This window comes from Variovorax sp. Varisp53 (genome assembly GCF_059491555.1).
Genome location: NZ_CP168512.1, coordinates 1,659,103 through 1,675,068, shown reverse-complemented (window position 1 = coordinate 1,675,068; position 15,966 = coordinate 1,659,103). Strand labels below are relative to the sequence as shown.

The 15,966-nt window shown below is 65.7% G+C and carries 15 protein-coding genes; 3 read left to right on the top strand and 12 right to left on the bottom strand.

Annotation, left to right across the window (positions count from 1 at the left end):
- Positions 1–17: 17 nt before the first annotated feature.
- From ACEOAB_RS07645 to ACEOAB_RS07635, 3 genes are all read left to right on the top strand, one after another.
- Complete coding sequence (locus ACEOAB_RS07645; RefSeq protein WP_007829428.1) at positions 18–257, top strand: hypothetical protein; 240 nt, start codon at positions 18–20, stop codon at positions 255–257.
- Between the two features lie 353 nt (positions 258–610).
- Entirely contained in the window at positions 611–1,396 is a 786-nt protein-coding gene (gene xth / locus ACEOAB_RS07640; RefSeq protein WP_413748047.1) for an exodeoxyribonuclease III, read from the top strand.
- A gap of 3 nt (positions 1,397–1,399) precedes the next feature.
- Positions 1,400–1,927 (top strand): hypothetical protein, encoded by a 528-nt coding sequence (locus ACEOAB_RS07635; RefSeq protein ID WP_056587322.1) that lies wholly within the window; start codon positions 1,400–1,402, stop codon positions 1,925–1,927.
- A 158-nt stretch (positions 1,928–2,085) separates the two neighbouring features.
- Here the strand turns inward: ACEOAB_RS07635 and ntrC are convergent, their stop codons facing one another.
- The 12 genes from ntrC to ACEOAB_RS07575 all read right to left on the bottom strand — a co-directional run bounded on the left by ntrC (position 2,086) and on the right by ACEOAB_RS07575 (position 15,712).
- Positions 2,086–3,618, bottom strand: coding sequence for a nitrogen regulation protein NR(I) (gene ntrC, locus ACEOAB_RS07630; protein WP_413748046.1), 1,533 nt, complete (start codon positions 3,616–3,618; stop codon positions 2,086–2,088).
- A 26-nt stretch (positions 3,619–3,644) separates the two neighbouring features.
- Entirely contained in the window at positions 3,645–4,724 is a 1,080-nt protein-coding gene (glnL, locus tag ACEOAB_RS07625) for a nitrogen regulation protein NR(II) (protein WP_056510423.1), read from the bottom strand.
- 4 nt (positions 4,725–4,728) lie between these two features.
- Complete coding sequence (locus ACEOAB_RS07620) at positions 4,729–5,238, bottom strand: hypothetical protein (protein WP_413748045.1); 510 nt, start codon at positions 5,236–5,238, stop codon at positions 4,729–4,731.
- Between the two features lie 135 nt (positions 5,239–5,373).
- Entirely contained in the window at positions 5,374–6,789 is a 1,416-nt protein-coding gene (glnA, locus tag ACEOAB_RS07615; RefSeq protein WP_007829403.1) for a type I glutamate--ammonia ligase, read from the bottom strand.
- 146 nt (positions 6,790–6,935) lie between these two features.
- On the bottom strand, positions 6,936–7,736 hold the full coding sequence (locus ACEOAB_RS07610; RefSeq protein ID WP_200955376.1) for a competence/damage-inducible protein A: 801 nt from the start codon (positions 7,734–7,736) through the stop codon (positions 6,936–6,938).
- Positions 7,733–8,623 carry an EI24 domain-containing protein gene (locus ACEOAB_RS07605; protein ID WP_056587310.1) on the bottom strand — a complete coding sequence of 297 codons (891 nt, stop codon included), beginning with the start codon at positions 8,621–8,623 and terminating at the stop codon, positions 7,733–7,735. The genes ACEOAB_RS07610 and ACEOAB_RS07605 overlap by 4 nt, the downstream gene beginning before the upstream one ends.
- 50 nt (positions 8,624–8,673) lie before the next feature.
- Positions 8,674–9,648 carry a sterol desaturase family protein gene (locus ACEOAB_RS07600; protein ID WP_056587307.1) on the bottom strand — a complete coding sequence of 325 codons (975 nt, stop codon included), beginning with the start codon at positions 9,646–9,648 and terminating at the stop codon, positions 8,674–8,676.
- Between the two features lie 13 nt (positions 9,649–9,661).
- Positions 9,662–10,474, bottom strand: coding sequence for a polysaccharide deacetylase family protein (locus tag ACEOAB_RS07595; RefSeq protein WP_056587304.1), 813 nt, complete (start codon positions 10,472–10,474; stop codon positions 9,662–9,664).
- Positions 10,458–11,465: a YncE family protein gene (locus tag ACEOAB_RS07590; protein ID WP_082571939.1), complete on the bottom strand. Its 1,008-nt coding sequence runs from the start codon at positions 11,463–11,465 to the stop codon at positions 10,458–10,460. Before ACEOAB_RS07590 ends, ACEOAB_RS07595 begins: the two co-directional genes overlap by 17 nt.
- Before the next feature lie 90 nt (positions 11,466–11,555).
- Positions 11,556–12,305, bottom strand: a complete 750-nt coding sequence (locus tag ACEOAB_RS07585; RefSeq protein WP_056587302.1) for a pseudouridine synthase — start codon at positions 12,303–12,305, stop codon at positions 11,556–11,558.
- Between the two features lie 61 nt (positions 12,306–12,366).
- On the bottom strand, positions 12,367–14,103 hold the full coding sequence (ggt, locus tag ACEOAB_RS07580; RefSeq protein ID WP_413748044.1) for a gamma-glutamyltransferase: 1,737 nt from the start codon (positions 14,101–14,103) through the stop codon (positions 12,367–12,369).
- 37 nt (positions 14,104–14,140) lie between these two features.
- Complete coding sequence (locus ACEOAB_RS07575) at positions 14,141–15,712, bottom strand: class I SAM-dependent methyltransferase (RefSeq protein WP_413748043.1); 1,572 nt, start codon at positions 15,710–15,712, stop codon at positions 14,141–14,143.
- Positions 15,713–15,966: the final 254 nt, after the last annotated feature.

Below are 15,966 nucleotides of genomic sequence, written 5' to 3'. Positions count from 1 at the left end.
ACCCAAGGAGACGGCTCATGTCCATGGAATTTCTTCGGGTCATCGCCGAGCAGAAATTGCCATACGTCATTCACACGCCGGCAGACATCGACAGGCTGCGCGTGCTGCGTGCGGCAGAGTTGGTGACGGCCTTCATTCCGCCCTCGGACCGCGCGCCCGATGCGCGCGCGATACGCCAGCTGGCCCAGGTCGAATCGATCACCGCCAAGGGCAAGCTGGCGCTCAACAAGGCCACGTCGGCATTCATCGAGCTGTAGGAAGCCGCGCCTTCGGCCTCGCATGGCGCGCTGCGCGGGCATCGCGCAAATGATGCGGCTCACGCTGCGGTTCTTGCCACTGGCTGGGCCGGATGTGCCGAACGGATTCGCCCTCCGCGCACCGAGTCGTCTGCTTTCGTGACAAAGCACTCGTGCATGTAACTTCAGAAGACGAACTCTCGTCGGATCGGGCATGCAGCCCTGAAGGCGAGGCGCCTTGCGCAGGGCGCCGCTCAAGCCATCACCGAGGCAACGGCAGAATGTGCGACGAATTACCTTCGCACGAGGATTGCGAAAACCAAGGCCCCGCGGCCCGTGCCACACTGACAGCCCTGCAGATACTTGTCGACCTCATGAAAATAGCCACCTGGAACGTCAACTCCCTCACCGCACGCCTGCAGCACGTGCTCGACTGGCTCATCGCCAATCCGGTCGACGTGCTGTGCCTGCAGGAACTCAAGATGACCGACGACAAGTTCCCGCTCGACGTGCTCAAGTCGGCCGGCTATGAAGCGGCGGTGTTCGGCCAGAAGACCTACAACGGCGTGGCGATCCTCAGCCTTGCGCCAATGCGCGACGTGGTGAAGAACATCGGCGGCTTCACCGACGACCAGTCGCGCGTGATCGCAGCCACCATTGAAACGCCGTCGGGTCCGCTGCGTGTGGTCAACGGCTACTTCGTGAACGGCCAGGCGCCGGGCACCGACAAGTTCGAATACAAGCTGAAGTGGCTCGACGCGCTGCGAGACTGGCTGCGCCAGGAAATGGTGTCGAACCCGAACCTCGTGCTGCTGGGCGACTTCAACATCACGCCGGAAGACCGCGACAGCTTCGACCCGGTGGGCCTGAAGGAAACGATCCACCACACCACCGAGGAGCGCAATCATTTCAAGGCGCTGCTCGAACTGGGCCTGACAGACAGTTTTCGCATGTTCGAGCAGCCCGAGAAAAGCTACTCGTGGTGGGACTACCGCATGCTGGGCTACCAGAAGAACCGCGGGCTGCGCATCGACCACGTCCTGGTGAGCCAGCCGCTGGTGCCGCGCGTGAAGGGCTGCATCATCGACCGCGTGCCGCGCAAATGGGAAAAGCCGAGCGACCATGCGCCGGTGGTGCTCGATCTGGACCAGGGGGCCTGACCGATGGCCGCGCCCACCCGCATCGCAGGCCGCATCGCATTGGTGGCCACCGCACTCGCGCTGTCTGCCTGCTCCCTGCTGAAGCCCACCGACAAGGCCGAAGGCGGTACGGGCGCCACCGCGACCTCCCCCACCGGCGAAGCCGCGCCGGACGACCGCAACGTGCCCACCGTGCGCCTGATCACGGCACAAACGCCAGCCGTGCGAACGTATCGCAAGATCGGCGCACGCCACATCTACAACAAGTACGCAAGCCGCATCTACAAGGGCAAGATCCCGCCGCTGGTGTATGCGGTGGTGGTGGTCGAGACCGAGATCGACGCCACCGGCAAGGTGGTGAACGTCACCTTCAGCCGCACGCCGAGCCATGCGCCCGAAGTGCCGCCGATGATTGCCGAACTGATCAAGGCCACGTCGCCACTGCCCAATCCGGGCAAGCTGGGCGGTCACACGTACGTTGACACCTGGCTCTGGGACAAGAGCGGGAAATTCCAGATCGACTCGCTGACGCTCGGCCAGCGCAGCAGGTAGCTTGGCACACCCCCAGGCTGCGCGCACTTCGTGTCGCTTCGCCCTCCCCCTTGCAGGGGGCGATACCGGCGGCCCGGCAAAGCCGGTTCCGCGGTATCCCTGGAACAAGTCCCGCGTTGTTCGATTGCAGGTCGTAAAAAAGGCCCCGAAGGGCCTTTTCATTCGATCCCGAGTTCCTGGATCTTTCGGGTGATGGTGTTGCGCCCGATGCCGAGCTTCTGCGCGGCCTCGATGCGTCGGCCCCGCGTGTTGGCCAGGGCCGTGAGGATCAGCCTCGACTCGAAGCGGCGCGTGAGTACGTCCCAGACGTCGGTGCGGCCGGCCGCCAGCAACGCCTGCGCCTCGACCTCCAGGCCGCTTTCCCAACTGCTCGCGCCTGCATGCGCTTCGGTGGATTCGGAAACGGCGGGCGCAGGCGCTGATTCACCGCTGGCCGCAACCGGCAGCGATGCGACGGGCTGGGCCGTTGCGGTTGGTGCGGCAGCCGCGGCTTCGGGCACGTGGGCCTCGGCGCCTGCACCGACGGCCATCACCTCGGGCGGCAGGTCCTTCGCTTCGATCAGCTGGGCCGGCGCCATCACGGTCAGCCAGTGGCAGATGTTCTCGAGCTGGCGCACATTGCCCGGAAAGCTGAAGGCCGCGAGCCTGGCCAGCGCCGCGTCGGAAATGCGCTTGGGCTCGACGCCGAGCTGGCGCGCACTCACCTGCAGGAAGTGGCGCGTGAGCGCGGGCACGTCTTCGCCGCGTTCGCGCAATGCCGGCAGGCGCAGGCGGATCACGTTGAGGCGGTGGAACAGGTCTTCGCGAAAGCCGCCGAGCTTGACGCGCTGCTCCAGGTCCTGGTGCGTGGCGGCGATCACGCGCACGTTGGCCTTCACCGAGTTATGGCCGCCCACGCGGTAGAAATGGCCGTCGCTCAGCACGCGCAGCAGGCGCGTCTGCAGGTCGAAGGGCATGTCGCCGATTTCGTCGAGGAACAGCGTGCCGCCCTCGGCCTGCTCGAAGCGGCCGCGGCGCATGGTCTGCGCGCCGGTGAAGGCACCGCGTTCGTGGCCGAAGAGTTCGCTCTCGAGCAGGTCTTTCGGGATGGCCGCGGTGTTGATGGCCACGAAGGGGCCGTTGGCGCGCGGCGAGTGCTTGTGCAGCGCACGCGCCACCAGTTCCTTGCCCGAGCCCGATTCGCCGGTGATGAGCACCGTGACGTTGCTTTGCGAGAGCCGGCCGATGGCACGGAACACATCCTGCATCGCGGGCGCCTGGCCGAGCATTTCAGGCGCCGCAACCATGCGTTCTTCGGCGACTTCCTCGCGCTGGCTTTCGTCGACGGCGCGGCGGATGAGCTCGACCGCGCGCGGCAGGTCGAAGGGCTTGGGCAGGTATTCGAAGGCCCCGCCCTGGAAGGCCGAGACAGCGCTGTCGAGGTCTGAAAAGGCCGTCATGATGATGACGGGCAGGCCAGGATGTTTGGCCTTGATCTTGTCGAGCAGGTCGAGCCCGGAACCGCCGGGCATGCGGATGTCGCTCACCAGGACCTGGGGACCTTGCTGATCGTCGTCGGCGGCCTGTTCGAGTGCTGCGAGCACCTCGCGCGTGTTCGTGAAACTGCGCGTGGGCAAGTCTTCGCGCAGCAGAGCCTTCTCGAGCACGAAGCGAATCGATTGGTCGTCATCAACTATCCAGATCGGCTTCATGCATCTCCTCTGTTGCCGGGGCTGCGCTAGGGCAGCGGAATCAATATCTTGAAATCGGTTCGGCCCGGGACGCTGTCGCACTCGATCACGCCGTGATGCTGCTGCACAAAAGTCTGTGCAAGCGTCAATCCCAGCCCGGTCCCGCCTTCCCTGCCCGATACCAGCGGATAGAAGATGCGGTCCTTGATCGTGTCCGGCACACCCGGTCCATTGTCGATGACATGCAATTCCAGTGCCAGTCGATACCACTGCTTGTTGAAGATCACCTGGCGGGCGATGCGCGTCTTGAAAGTGATCTGCGCATCGCCCGCCGCGCGGCGCTCGGCCAGCGCCTGTGCGGCGTTGTGCGTGATGTTGAGCGTGGCCTGGATGAGCTGCTCGCGGTCGCCGCGGAACTCGGGAATAGACACGTCGAAATCACGCTCGATGTGCAGGTCGCGCGGAAACTCCGCAAGGATGACCGAGCGCACGCGCTCGCACACCTCGTGGATGTTGACGTCGCCCACCACGTGCGGCCGGCGGTGCGGCGCGAGCAGGCGGTCGACCAGCGTCTGCAGCCGGTCGGCCTCATGGATGATGACCTGGGTGTATTCGATGAGGTCGCGCGACTCGACCTCCATCTGCAGCAGCTGTGCCGCGCCGCGGATGCCGCCGAGCGGGTTCTTGATCTCGTGCGCGAGGTTGCGGATGAGTTCCTTGTTGGCCTGCGCCTGGTCGATGAGGCGCTCTTCGCGGTCCTGCCGCACCTGATGCTCGAGCGGCGACATCTCGATGATGAGTTCGCCCTTCTTGTCGCCATGCGCGAGCGTGACCTGCACCGGCATGAGCTCGTGATTGACGCGGCGCAGGAAGGCTTCGTAGCGCAGCGTGGCGAAGTCGTTGCTGCTTGCGCCGTCGATCGCCGTGCGCAGCACCTGCGGCTCGTGAAAGCACGCACCGAACTGCGAACCCTCGAGGGTGCGCCGCGATGTACCCAGTGCGTCTTCGAGGCCTGCATTGGCAAACAGCACCGAGCCGTTGCTGTTGACCACCGCGATCAGCGTGGACAGCAGGTCGAAGGACTGGAAGCGCGGATTGGCGCCGCTCGCCTTCTTCCCGAACACCATATGGCTATTGCGACTGCTGCTTGTTCGGCAGGCGGCCGATCTCGCGACGGATGCCGGCGATGTCGCTTTCGTTGCGCGCCAGCTCGGCCTTCATTTCGGCGACGCGGTCCAGGTACTTCTGGTAGTTGCGGCCTTCGCTGCCCTGCTTTTCGGGCTCGCCGTTGTTGTATTCCTTCTGCAGCTCGGCCTGGCGTGCCTCGGCCTTCTTGAGCTCGGCTTCGAGCACCGTACGCGCCTCGCCGTCGCGCGCGCGCTGGTCGACGCCTTCGACACGCGGGCTGCCCGCCGGCGCGCGTGCCGCGGAGGAACCACCGGACGACGCGGAGCCGCCGCCCGAAGTCTTTGTGCCTTGCACGACCGTGACGTTGCCGCCTTCCATGACCTTGCAGCCCTTCTGCTGGGCGATGGTGGCGTTGTTGGTGTACTCGTTGCCGCAACGCCAGACGCGCTCTTGCGCGAGCGCCGGTAGCGCGATCAATGAACCGGCCAGAAAAATGAGAGAAGCAGTCTTCATGTGTATCGGTGGAGGGCGGCGACAAAGGTGCATTTTCGTGCAATTCGATGCCAACCGTGACCAAATGTTCCAGCCCAATGAAAAAGGACGGCCGAGGCCGTCCTTTTGTCTTGAATCCCCGTCAGGGGCCCGCCTTTACAGCGAGTAGTACATGTCGAACTCGACCGGATGGGTCGCCATGCGGAAGCGCGTGACTTCCTGCATCTTCAGTTCGATGTACGCGTCGATGTATGCATCGGTGAACACGCCGCCCTTGGTCAGGAACGCACGGTCCTTGTCCAGGTATTCCAGGGCCTGGTCGAGGCTGTGGCAGACGGTCGGGATCAGCGCGTCTTCTTCCGGCGGCAGGTGGTACAGGTCCTTGCTGGCGGCTTCGCCCGGATGGATCTTGTTTTCCACGCCGTCGAGGCCGGCCATCAGCAGCGCAGCGAAGCCGAGGTAGGGGTTCATCAGCGGATCGGGGAAGCGCGCTTCGACGCGGCGGCCCTTCGGGTTGGCCACGAACGGAATGCGGATCGAGGCCGAGCGGTTCTTGGCCGAGTAGGCCAGCTTCACCGGGGCTTCGAAGCCGGGCACCAGGCGCTTGTAGCTGTTGGTGCCGGGGTTCGTGATGGCGTTCAGGGCACGGGCGTGCTTGATGATGCCGCCGATGTAGTGCAGCGCGAAGTCGCTCAGGCCGGCATAGCCGTCGCCTGCGAACAGGTTCTTGCCGTCCTTCCAGACCGACTGGTGCACGTGCATGCCGGAGCCGTTGTCGCCGACGATGGGCTTGGGCATGAAGGTGGCGGTCTTGCCGTAGGCGTGGGCCACGTTGTGGATCACGTACTTTTGCAGCTGGACCCAGTCGGCGCGCTGGACCAGCGTGCTGAACTTGGTGCCGAGTTCCATCTGGCCGGCGTTGGCCACTTCATGGTGATGCACTTCGACCGGGATGCCGAGCGATTCGAGCACCAGGCACATTTCCGAGCGCATGTCCTGGAAGCTGTCGACCGGGGGAACCGGGAAGTAGCCGCCCTTGACTGCGGGACGGTGGCCGGTGTTGCCGTGCTCGTATTCCTTGTCGGTGTTCCACGAGGCTTCTTCGGAGTCGATCTTCACGAAGCAGCCCGACATGTCGTTCTTCCAGCGGACGCCGTCGAACACGAAGAATTCGGGTTCCGGACCGAAGAAGGCGGTGTCGCCCAGGCCCGAGGCCTTCATGTAGGCTTCGGCGCGCTTGGCGAGCGAACGCGGATCGCGCTCGTAGGCCTTGCCGTCTGCGGGGTCGATCACGTCGCAGGTCAGGATCAGCGTCGTTTCTTCGAAGAAGGGATCGATGTTGGCGGTGTTCGGGTCGGGCATGAGCTGCATGTCCGAAGCTTCGATGCCCTTCCAGCCGGCGATGGACGAACCGTCGAACGCGTGGCCCGAGGTGAATTTGTCTTCATCGAAAGCCGAGACCGGCACGGTGACGTGCTGCTCTTTGCCACGGGTGTCGGTGAAGCGGAAGTCGACGAACTTGACCTCGTTTTCCTTGACGAGCTTGAGTACATCGGCGACGGTCTTTGCCATCAGTTTCTCCTGAGTTGGATGGTGGTTAGGAATACAGGGACGAGGGATGCAGTTTCTGTGCCATTGTCGCCTCACCGGACGAGGCCTTGGCGGGGGCTGCAAACCCCAAATGGAGGCGGAAATTCACCAAGTTGGTGCCATTGATATCAACGCACCAATTCTGGGCCAAGCTTGGCATCAAAGGTGTGCAACCCTTCGATCAACTGGAGATATGCGGCATCGAGCCGGCCGGGGTCGCCCTTGACGCCCAGCTCGATGTGCCGGCCATATTCAGGGTGGTCGACGCTGGGCAGGCTGAACACCTTGATGCCGGCGTGCGTGGCCTCGATGGCCTGCATGAGCGGGGTCAGCGTGGCTTCCATGGCACCGAAAACGATCACCGACTTCTCGGCGACGGCATTGCGGGTGAACAGGTCGGCGTAGCGGCTGTCGAGCACGGACTCGATCATCGGCCAGGCCATGACCGGAAAGCCCGGCACGAAATGCACGTGGTCGACGCTGAAACCCGGAATCTTGTTGTACGGGTTGCGGATGATGGTCGCGCCCTGCGGGAACACGCCCATGTTGAGGCGGTGGATGTTGTCGGGACGGTCGGGCTCATAGGGCAGGCCCTGTTCCTCCGCCGTGTCCCGCATGCGTTCGCGGATCAGCATCTCGGCTTCGGGGTGCAGCGCGAGCGGCACGCGCAGCGCCTGGGCAGCGCACTGGCGGGTGTGGTCGTCGGGCGTGGCGCCGATGCCGCCGGTCGAGAACACGATGTCGCCCGAGGCAAAGGCGCGCATGAGCGCGGCGGTGATGCGCGTGGGCTCGTCGCCCACGTACTCCGCCCAGCCGAGTTGCAGGCCGCGCGCGGCGAGCAGCTCGATGACCTTGGCCATGTGCTTGTCGGCCCGCTTGCCGGAAAGGATCTCGTCGCCGACGACGATGAGACCGAATGCGCGTGTCATGGTGAACCCCATTGAGAGAGTGCGGCCTTGCTGGCTCCCTCGGCTTCGAGGGCCGACGTGGTGCCGTCGGCGGTCGACGCTTCGGCCATGGCACGCTGAGCGCGCAGTTGCGCAAGCGCGTCGAGGCAGTAGTGTGCGAACCAGAGCGCCGAGAAGGCGAAGACCAGTGTGTAGATCCAGATGGCGATCGGCACCAGCACGAAGAAGGCAGCGGCGAACAGCAGCCCCGATGCCCAGACGATGCTGGGCGCGGCGCCCAGGTAGCCGCAGAGCACGCCGATGCACAGCAGCGGCAGCCGATGCGCGCGCAGCAGCGCGGCGCGCTCCTCAGGGCTGGCGTGCTCGGCCAGCGCATCGAAGCTCATCACGCGGTAGGTGAGCCAGCCCCAGATCAGCGGCGGCAGGATCAGCACCAGCGGCGGAATGAGCCACAGCGGCATCGACACCACGAGGGCGATCAGCGCCAGGATGGTGACGCCCAGCGAACGCGCGACGCTGCCGAAGAACGAAGCGCCCTTTTTCTGTTCGAGCGAGGGAAAGCGCCGCTCGGCCACCAGCTTGGTCAGCGCGGGAGCCATGAAGCCGGCCACGATCAGCAGGCAGAGCACCACGATCACCGGGGTGGCGGCAAACACCACGACCAGGGACGCCAGCGCGGAAGTGACGTCACCGGAGAAAAGACGGCCGATCCAGGCCCAGAAGCTCGACAGCAGCGGCCAGGCGTCGAGCGCGCCCCGCGTCCATACAACCGCGTCGTCCCAGTAGAAGTAACCGAGCCCCGCGGCCAGCACCACCATCAGGCCCAAAGGCAGCAGCGACAGCACGATCACGCGCGGCAGCATGCAATAGGCGACCGCGCGCCAGAAGGAGTCGAGGAGCAGGCGCATGAGGCAGCGAGGATAACGCGTCGGACGCGCCTTTCAGGGCCCGGAGCCCCTCAGCCGCGACCGGCCATCCGCTTCAGGCCGAGCCACTGCTGGGCCCAGAAGCCACGGCCGTAGTCGCGCACGCGTCCATTCGCGTCCGACTCGACCTGGTCGCGGATGCCGGTCGGGTCGTAGCGGTCCTCGAAGTTCGCGGTGCGAAACAGCATGTCCCACCACGGCAGCAGCACGCCGAAGTTGTGGCCGCCCAGCGTGCTCTTGCCATTCGACTCGTGCCCCAGTCCGATGCTGTGGTGCAGCCGATGGAAGCGCGGGCTGATCCACAGCCGCTCGCCGATGGCGCCGAAGCTCAACCGCAGGTTGGCGTGCTGCAGGCTTTCGCTGAGCTGCGTGAAGGCGACGAAGGCAATGAACTGCCCCGGCGCCACGCCGATCAGCTGCGCCACGATGACGATCAGCGCGTCATGGACGATGTCGTCGAGCAGGTGATTGCGGTCGTCGCTCCACATGGTCATCTGGCGCTGCGAGTGGTGCAGCGAATGCAGACCCCACCACCAGTTGAACTGGTGCTGGCCGCGGTGGATCCAGTAGCCGACGAAGTCGAGCACCACGAGGTAGATGGCGAAGGCCACCACCGGCACATCGGTCACGCCGGGCCACACCTCGTCGAGATGGAAGGTGCCCCACCCCGCCGTGCGCAGGCTGCCCAGCGCATCGTCGAAGAAGGGCTGCAGCGTGAAGAACAGCGCCAGCCGGAACAGGCCGAGGCGGTGGATCAGCGTGTAGAGCACGTCGATGCGGATCGCATGGCGATCGACCACCGGCTCCACCGAGCGCCAGCGCTGCAACGGCCCGATGACCGCGATCAGCACCAGGATCTGGATGAGGCCGACCAGCAGCCAGCCGGTGGCGTCGAAGGCGTCCTCGGTCCAGCCGCCGAGGCCGACGGCATAGACCAGCGGCTGCACGGCGGTCTCGAAGAACCAGCCCTGCAAGGCGGAAAAGGCGTCTGTCAGCCAATCGATCATGGCGGCAACTCGTTCAGGGGTGGGACGCGATCCAGGCGCGGAAGTCCGGATGCTGGCGCAGCGTCTGGAAGCAGAAGCCCTTGGCCTTGAGACCGACGATCAGCGGCTCGAGGTTGGCCGGCGCCCACGGGTCCTTGCGCGACCAGATGCCCAGGTGCGCAAGCAGGATGTCGCCAGGACGGATGGTGTCGAGCGCCTGCGTCAGCAGCCTGGCGTTGCCGAACTTCTCGCTCGGCAGTTCGTCGCCGAGGAAGCCGGCGGGTGCCCAGCCGACGTACTTGTAGCCGCAGCCCTCGGCGGCGGCCAGCAACGCGGGGGATGTCTTGCCGCCCGGCGCGCGGTACAGCGGCAGCGGTTTCTTGCCCGTGATGGCGGCCAGGCGGTCGGACGACTTGCGGATGTTGGCGCAGTACTCGGCCGCGCTCCAGGTCGATTCCTTGCCGTCCTGCGGGCCGGCCGAAGGCTTGATGCGGAAGCTCGGCGGCGTGCCCTTGACGTCGGCGCGCCAGTACGCGTGGTCGTAAGTGTGCGAGCCGAATTCGTTGCCCTCGGTCGCCCTCGCCTTCCACCACGGCGCCCAATGGTCGTCGAGGCTGTCGCCGTCGGTCTGGGTGCGCTCGGCGGCGGCGAAGAAGGTGACGCGCACGTCATGCCGTTTGAGCACGTCGGCCACCAGCGGGGCGATGCCCATATGGCCGGTGTCGAAGGTCAGGTACACGGGCTTTTCGCAGGTGGCGCCCGGCTGCGCGCTCCAGGCCACGGGAGCCAGGGCCCCGGCCAGCGACAACGCGAGGGCCGCGCCGATGCGGCTAGATGCGCTTGCCATGATCGAGCGTCCAGACACCGTGCGGCGAACGGCCGACGTTGACCTGGCGCACGACCTTGTTGCTGGCCAGGTCGACCACGCTGAGCTTCTTGGCCCATCGCGAAGTCACGTACAGCGTCTTGCCATCGGCCGAGACATCCATGCAGTCGGGGCCGCCGGGCACGGGATAGTTCGCGATGACCTTCAGCGTCGCCAGGTCGATCCGGCTGATGCTGTTGGCCACGCGGTTGCTGACGAACACGCTCTTGCCGTCGCCGGCCGAGCGGAAGGCGTGGGCGCCCTTGCCGGTGGGGATCTTGCCGACCAGCTTCGGCTCGGCGCCGGCCACGTCGAACACCTGCACGCCGTCGCTGCCGGTCAGGCCCACCAGCAGGGTCTTGTCGTTGTGCACGCCGAAGATGTCGGCCGGCATGGTGCCGGTGGCGGTGCGCCACTTGACGGTCTGCGTGGGCAGGTCGATGGCGATCATCTCGTCGCTGTCCTGCATCGTCACGTAGGCGATGGTGCTGGTGTTGTCGATCCAGATGTGGCTGGGCGTCTTGCCGCTGGCGATGCGCTTGGCCAGCTTCAGGTCTTTCCCGTCCCAGCGGTAGATGTCGACGTGGTTCAGGCGGTTGCCCGCCGTGACGAACCACTTCATGTCGCGCGAGAATTGCAGCTGGTACGGATCGATGATGCCGTAGACCACGCGCTGCACTTCGGCCGTGCGGGGGTTCAGGAAGGTCAGCGAATCGCCCGCCGAGTTGGCCACGATGACCGACTTCTCGTCAGGCGTCATGTAGAGGTGGTGCGGCTCCTTGCCGGTGGCGATGCGCTGCTTTTCCGTCCAGTCGACCGGATTGATCACGCTCACGTTGGCATCCAGCGAGTTGAGCACGAAGATCGGCGGAGGTTCGGCCGGCGCGGCGGCAGCGGTGTGTGCCGCCAGGGCCGTCAGACAGGAAAGCAGGAAGGCCACGGTGCGGCCGTTCGGTCGAGCAGGGAGTCGCAAGGGAAGGTTCCGAGAGAGAGCTGCGAATCTTAACGGCCAGGACTTATGGCTGGCTGACCGGGAATACGCTCTTTCGCTCGCTTTGCCCCCCTATTTCGCCGGTTTCGCTGGCTTGGCCGGCGCGCGCAGCGCCGCGACCTCTTCGGCCGTCAGCCACCGCCACTGCCCCGGAGCCAGGTCGTCGGGCAGCGCCAGGTCGCCGATGCGCGATCGGTGCAGCCCCTCGACCCGGTTGCCAACCGCCGCCAGCATGCGCTTGACCTGGTGGTATTTGCCTTCGGTGAGCGTGAGCCGCAGGTGCAGCGGGCTGTCGGATTCGCAGGCGGCCGCGCGCACGGGCTTCGGGTCGTCGTCGAGCACGACGCCGGCCAGCAGCTTCGCGATCTGCGCCTCGTCCACCGGGTGCTTGGCCGTCACTTCATAGACCTTCGGCACATGGTGCTTGGGCGAACCCATTTTGTGGATGAACTGGCCGTCGTCGGTCATCAGCAGAAGGCCGGTGGTGTCCTGGTCGAGCCGGCCGATCGCCTGCACGCCCTGCACCGCCCCCTTGTTGGGACGCAGGCGCAGCGGCGACGGCAGCAGCGTGTAGATGCTCGGGTAGGTCGAGGGCTTCTGGGAGCACTCGGTGCCGGCCGGCTTGTGCAGCATCAGATAGGCCTTCTCGTGGTACGCCCACGCAGTGCCCTGGACGGTGAAAAGCAGGCCTTCGGGATCGAGGTCGGCAAAGGGGTCGGTCACCGCCTGGCCCGCGATGGTCACGTGGCCTTGCTGGACCAGGCCCGCGCACACGCGGCGCGTGCCGAAGCCCTGGGTGTAGAGGATGTCTTGCAGGTGCATGAAAAAAGAAAAAAGCGGCCGTGCCGACAAGGGCACGACCGCCTGCTAGTTTGCCGCAGTATCAGTAGCCGGCGGCCAGGCCGGTGTTGCGGCGAGGGTCGTTGGCGCCATAGAAGCGGTTGGCGCCAACCGGCTTGCCGCCCAGCGACGGCGCGCCGACGATGATCGCCGCCAGGTGGTTGGCCGGCTGCGGCACGCCCAGGTTGTGGCCCATGTCGGTCAGGATCTTGCGCGTGTCGGGGCTCAGTGCGAAGGTCTCGACGTTGGTGACGTCGGGCAGCCATTGCTGGTGGAAGCGCGGCGCATCAACGGCCTCCTGCACGTTCATGCCGTAGTCGACCACGTTCAGGATGGTGTGCAGCACGGCCGTGATGATGCGGCTGCCGCCCGGTGTGCCGACCACGAACACCGGCTTGCCGTCCTTCGACACGATGGTCGGGCTCATCGAGCTCAGCGGGCGCTTGCCTGGCTCGATCTTGTTGGCCTCGCCCTGCACCAGGCCGTAGAGGTTGGGCACACCCACCTTCGCAGTGAAGTCGTCCATCTCGTTGTTCAGCAGCACACCGGTCTTGGCGGCCGTGACCTTGGCGCCGAACCAGTCGTTCAGCGTGTAGGTGACCGACACCGCGTTGCCCCACTGGTCGGTGATCGAATAGTGGGTGGTGTTGCTGCCTTCATGCGGCGCCACGCCGGGCTTGATGTCCTTCGAGACGCCGGCCTTCTTCGGATCGATGACGGCGCGGATCTTCTCGGCGTAGCCCTTGTCGAGCAGTCGCTCGAGCGGGTTCTTCACGAAATCGGGGTCGCCCAGGTAGCTGTTGCGGTCCACGTAGGAATGGCGCATGGCCTCGATCTGGTAGTGCACCGACTGGGCCGAGCGGAAGCCCAGGTCCTTGAGCGGATAGCCCTCGAGGATGTTGAGCATCTCGCAGATGATCACGCCGCCCGAGCTAGGCGGCGGCGCCGACACCACGCGGTAGCCGCGGTAGTCGCACTCGACCGGCGCGAGTTCGCGCGTCTTGTACTGATCGAGGTCGGCCTGCGTGATGATGCCCTTGCCGGCCTGGCTGGAAGCCACGATGGCCTGACCCACCCAGCCCTTGTAGAACCCGTCGGTGCCCTTGGTGCTGATTTCCTTCAGCGTCCTGGCGAGGTCTTTCTGCACCAGCTTCTGGCCGACGGCGAAAGGCTCACCCTTGTTCAGGAAGATCGCGCCGGAGACCGGGTCCTTCTTGAAATCGTTGGTGGCCGTGAGCAGCATGTCGATGTCGCCCTGCTCCAGCGCGAAGCCCTTGTCGGCCAGCTGGATCGACGGGGCGATCAGGTCGGCGCGCTTCATCGTGCCGTACTTTTCGCGCGCGTACTCCATGCCCGAGACCGAGCCCGGCACGCCCACGGCGAGGTGCCCATTGGTGCTCAGGCCCTTGATGACGTTGCCGTCCTTGTCGAGGTACATGTTGGCCGTGGCGGCCAGCGGCGCCTTCTCGCGGAAGTCGAGAAAGGTCTTGCGGCCATCGGCCAGCTGCACGGTCATGAAGCCGCCGCCGCCGAGATTGCCGGCGGCCGGATACACCACCGCCAGCGCATAGCCCACGGCCACCGCCGCATCGACCGCGTTGCCGCCGCGCTTGAGCACGTCGACGCCGACCTTGCTGGCCAGGTGCTGCGCGCTCACGACCATGCCGTGCTCGGATGCGACAGGCGCCACCGACGCGGCATTCGACGCGCCGGCGGCCGCCAGCGCGAGCACCGCGGCGACGGCGGCGCGCAGCTTCGGGGTCCATTGGATTTGTTGCATGGGGAAGTCTCCTCTTGGGCGTGATGAAGAATGAAGTTCAGGCCATCAGCAGCGCCTTGCGGCGCAGGGCGTCGAGCGCCAGCGCGACCTGCTGGCGGGCGAATTCCTTGACTGCCGGCGGGTCGGTCAGCGGCTTGTCGTCCTTGACGAAGCGCAGGCGATCGCTGCGCACTTCCGCCTCGAGATGCTCAGCCAGCGCATCGTGCGAGTGTGTGCCGTCGAGCAGCGGCAGCAGGCTTCGCTCGAGCAGCGTCAGCACCACGGGCTCGTGCCATTGATTGCAGGTGTTGGCTGTGGCACCGGCGTCGGACGCAAGGCCGGAAGCACCCCGAACAGCGGGCAGGACCCGCGGCCGGTCGGAAATCGCGTCGGCCGCTGGCACCGCAGTGCGGCGAATGCGCAGGGCGCCGAGGATCAACAGCTCCTCGAGCATGGCCAGCACGGTGGCTTCGACTTCGGCAGGCGGCTGCGCCGTGAGCGCGGAGGTGGCCTCGATGAGGGCCGGCACCGACATCGACGCCGGATAACGCATGTCGAGCAGATGCGCCACGGCCTTGTGCACCGGTACCCGCAGCGTGACCTTGCGGCCCTGGATCGCGCTGCACGGCTGCTCGCGGGCATCGAGCGTGAGCGCCTCGCCGCTGTCGGCCCTGAAGATGCCGGCGAATTCGAGCAAACGGATGCGCGCGGGCTCCAGCTTGTAGCGGATATGCCTGGCTTGCCCCTGCTTGACCAGCAGGGTCTGGCGGAAGGTGCGATTGACCAGGAAGTCGAGGTACTGCTCCATCATGACCTGGCTGCCGCCGCATTCGCGCAGCAGCGGATCGCGCACCTTGTCGCCGTAGTTCTGCACGAACATCGTCGACGGCTCTGCATCGGCCAGGTAGGCGAGGCCATGAACGCCCGCCCGCGCCACAAACTCCTTGAAATAGCACGGAGCATTGCAGGGCTCGAGGAACTCATGCAGCAGGTACGAGCTGCTGGCGCTGCGCACGATCGGCATCGCCTCCTCGAGCGTCTTCTTGAGCACGCTGTCGGCGCGGGCCGACTGCTCGAGGAAATCGAGCATGCCGCGTGCATAGGACAGCTTTTCGTCGGGCGTATCGCGTGGGCCACCGCGCAGGATCATTGCGTCGCGCACGATCTCGCGCGCCTTCCACCCGGGGTACACGTTGTAGCTCACGTAGGCCACGCCGCTCGGCGCGAGGTTCTCCGAGCAGATGCGCAGGATCGCGTCCTGCACCGGGCCCGGCACCCAGCTGTAGACGCCGTGGCACACGATGTAGTCGAACTGGCCGAACGAGGCGTCGATGTCCGCGAGGTTGAAGGCCTTGAGCTCGATGTTCGACAGCCCGGCGCGCCCGATGGCCGCCATGCCCTGCGCCACTTGCACCGGCGAGAGGTCGACGCCGATCGCAGAAGCCTCGGGGTGGCGCGCCGCAAAGGGAATCAGGTTGCCGCCGGCCGCACAGCCAAGCTCCAGCACGCGGGCCGTTGCAGGGGACGGAACTTCGAGCCCGAAGAGAAATGCCAGCGCTTCCAGATGCTCCATCGCCGACTGTGGGAACGGATGCGAGTCATAGGGCACCGTGTCGTAGTAAGTGGTCAACTCTGAAGTCAGCGAATCCGGCACGAGCGTCCTTTTCGGGATCTGGGCAAGCGGCAGTGCCTTGGTACGGGCACCGCGGGCAGCGATGGATTGCAGCAAATGCAATATGACAACGCTGGCCGACTATAGCCCGCGTTCGGGCAAAAAAACGAGCCCGCGCAGGCTGCGCGAATGGCACAGAAAAAAGCCCAGCCGCGAGGGCTGGGCTTGAAAGCCTCTCTGCTTGGCATGCATCGAGGTCCCCGCACAGGTTG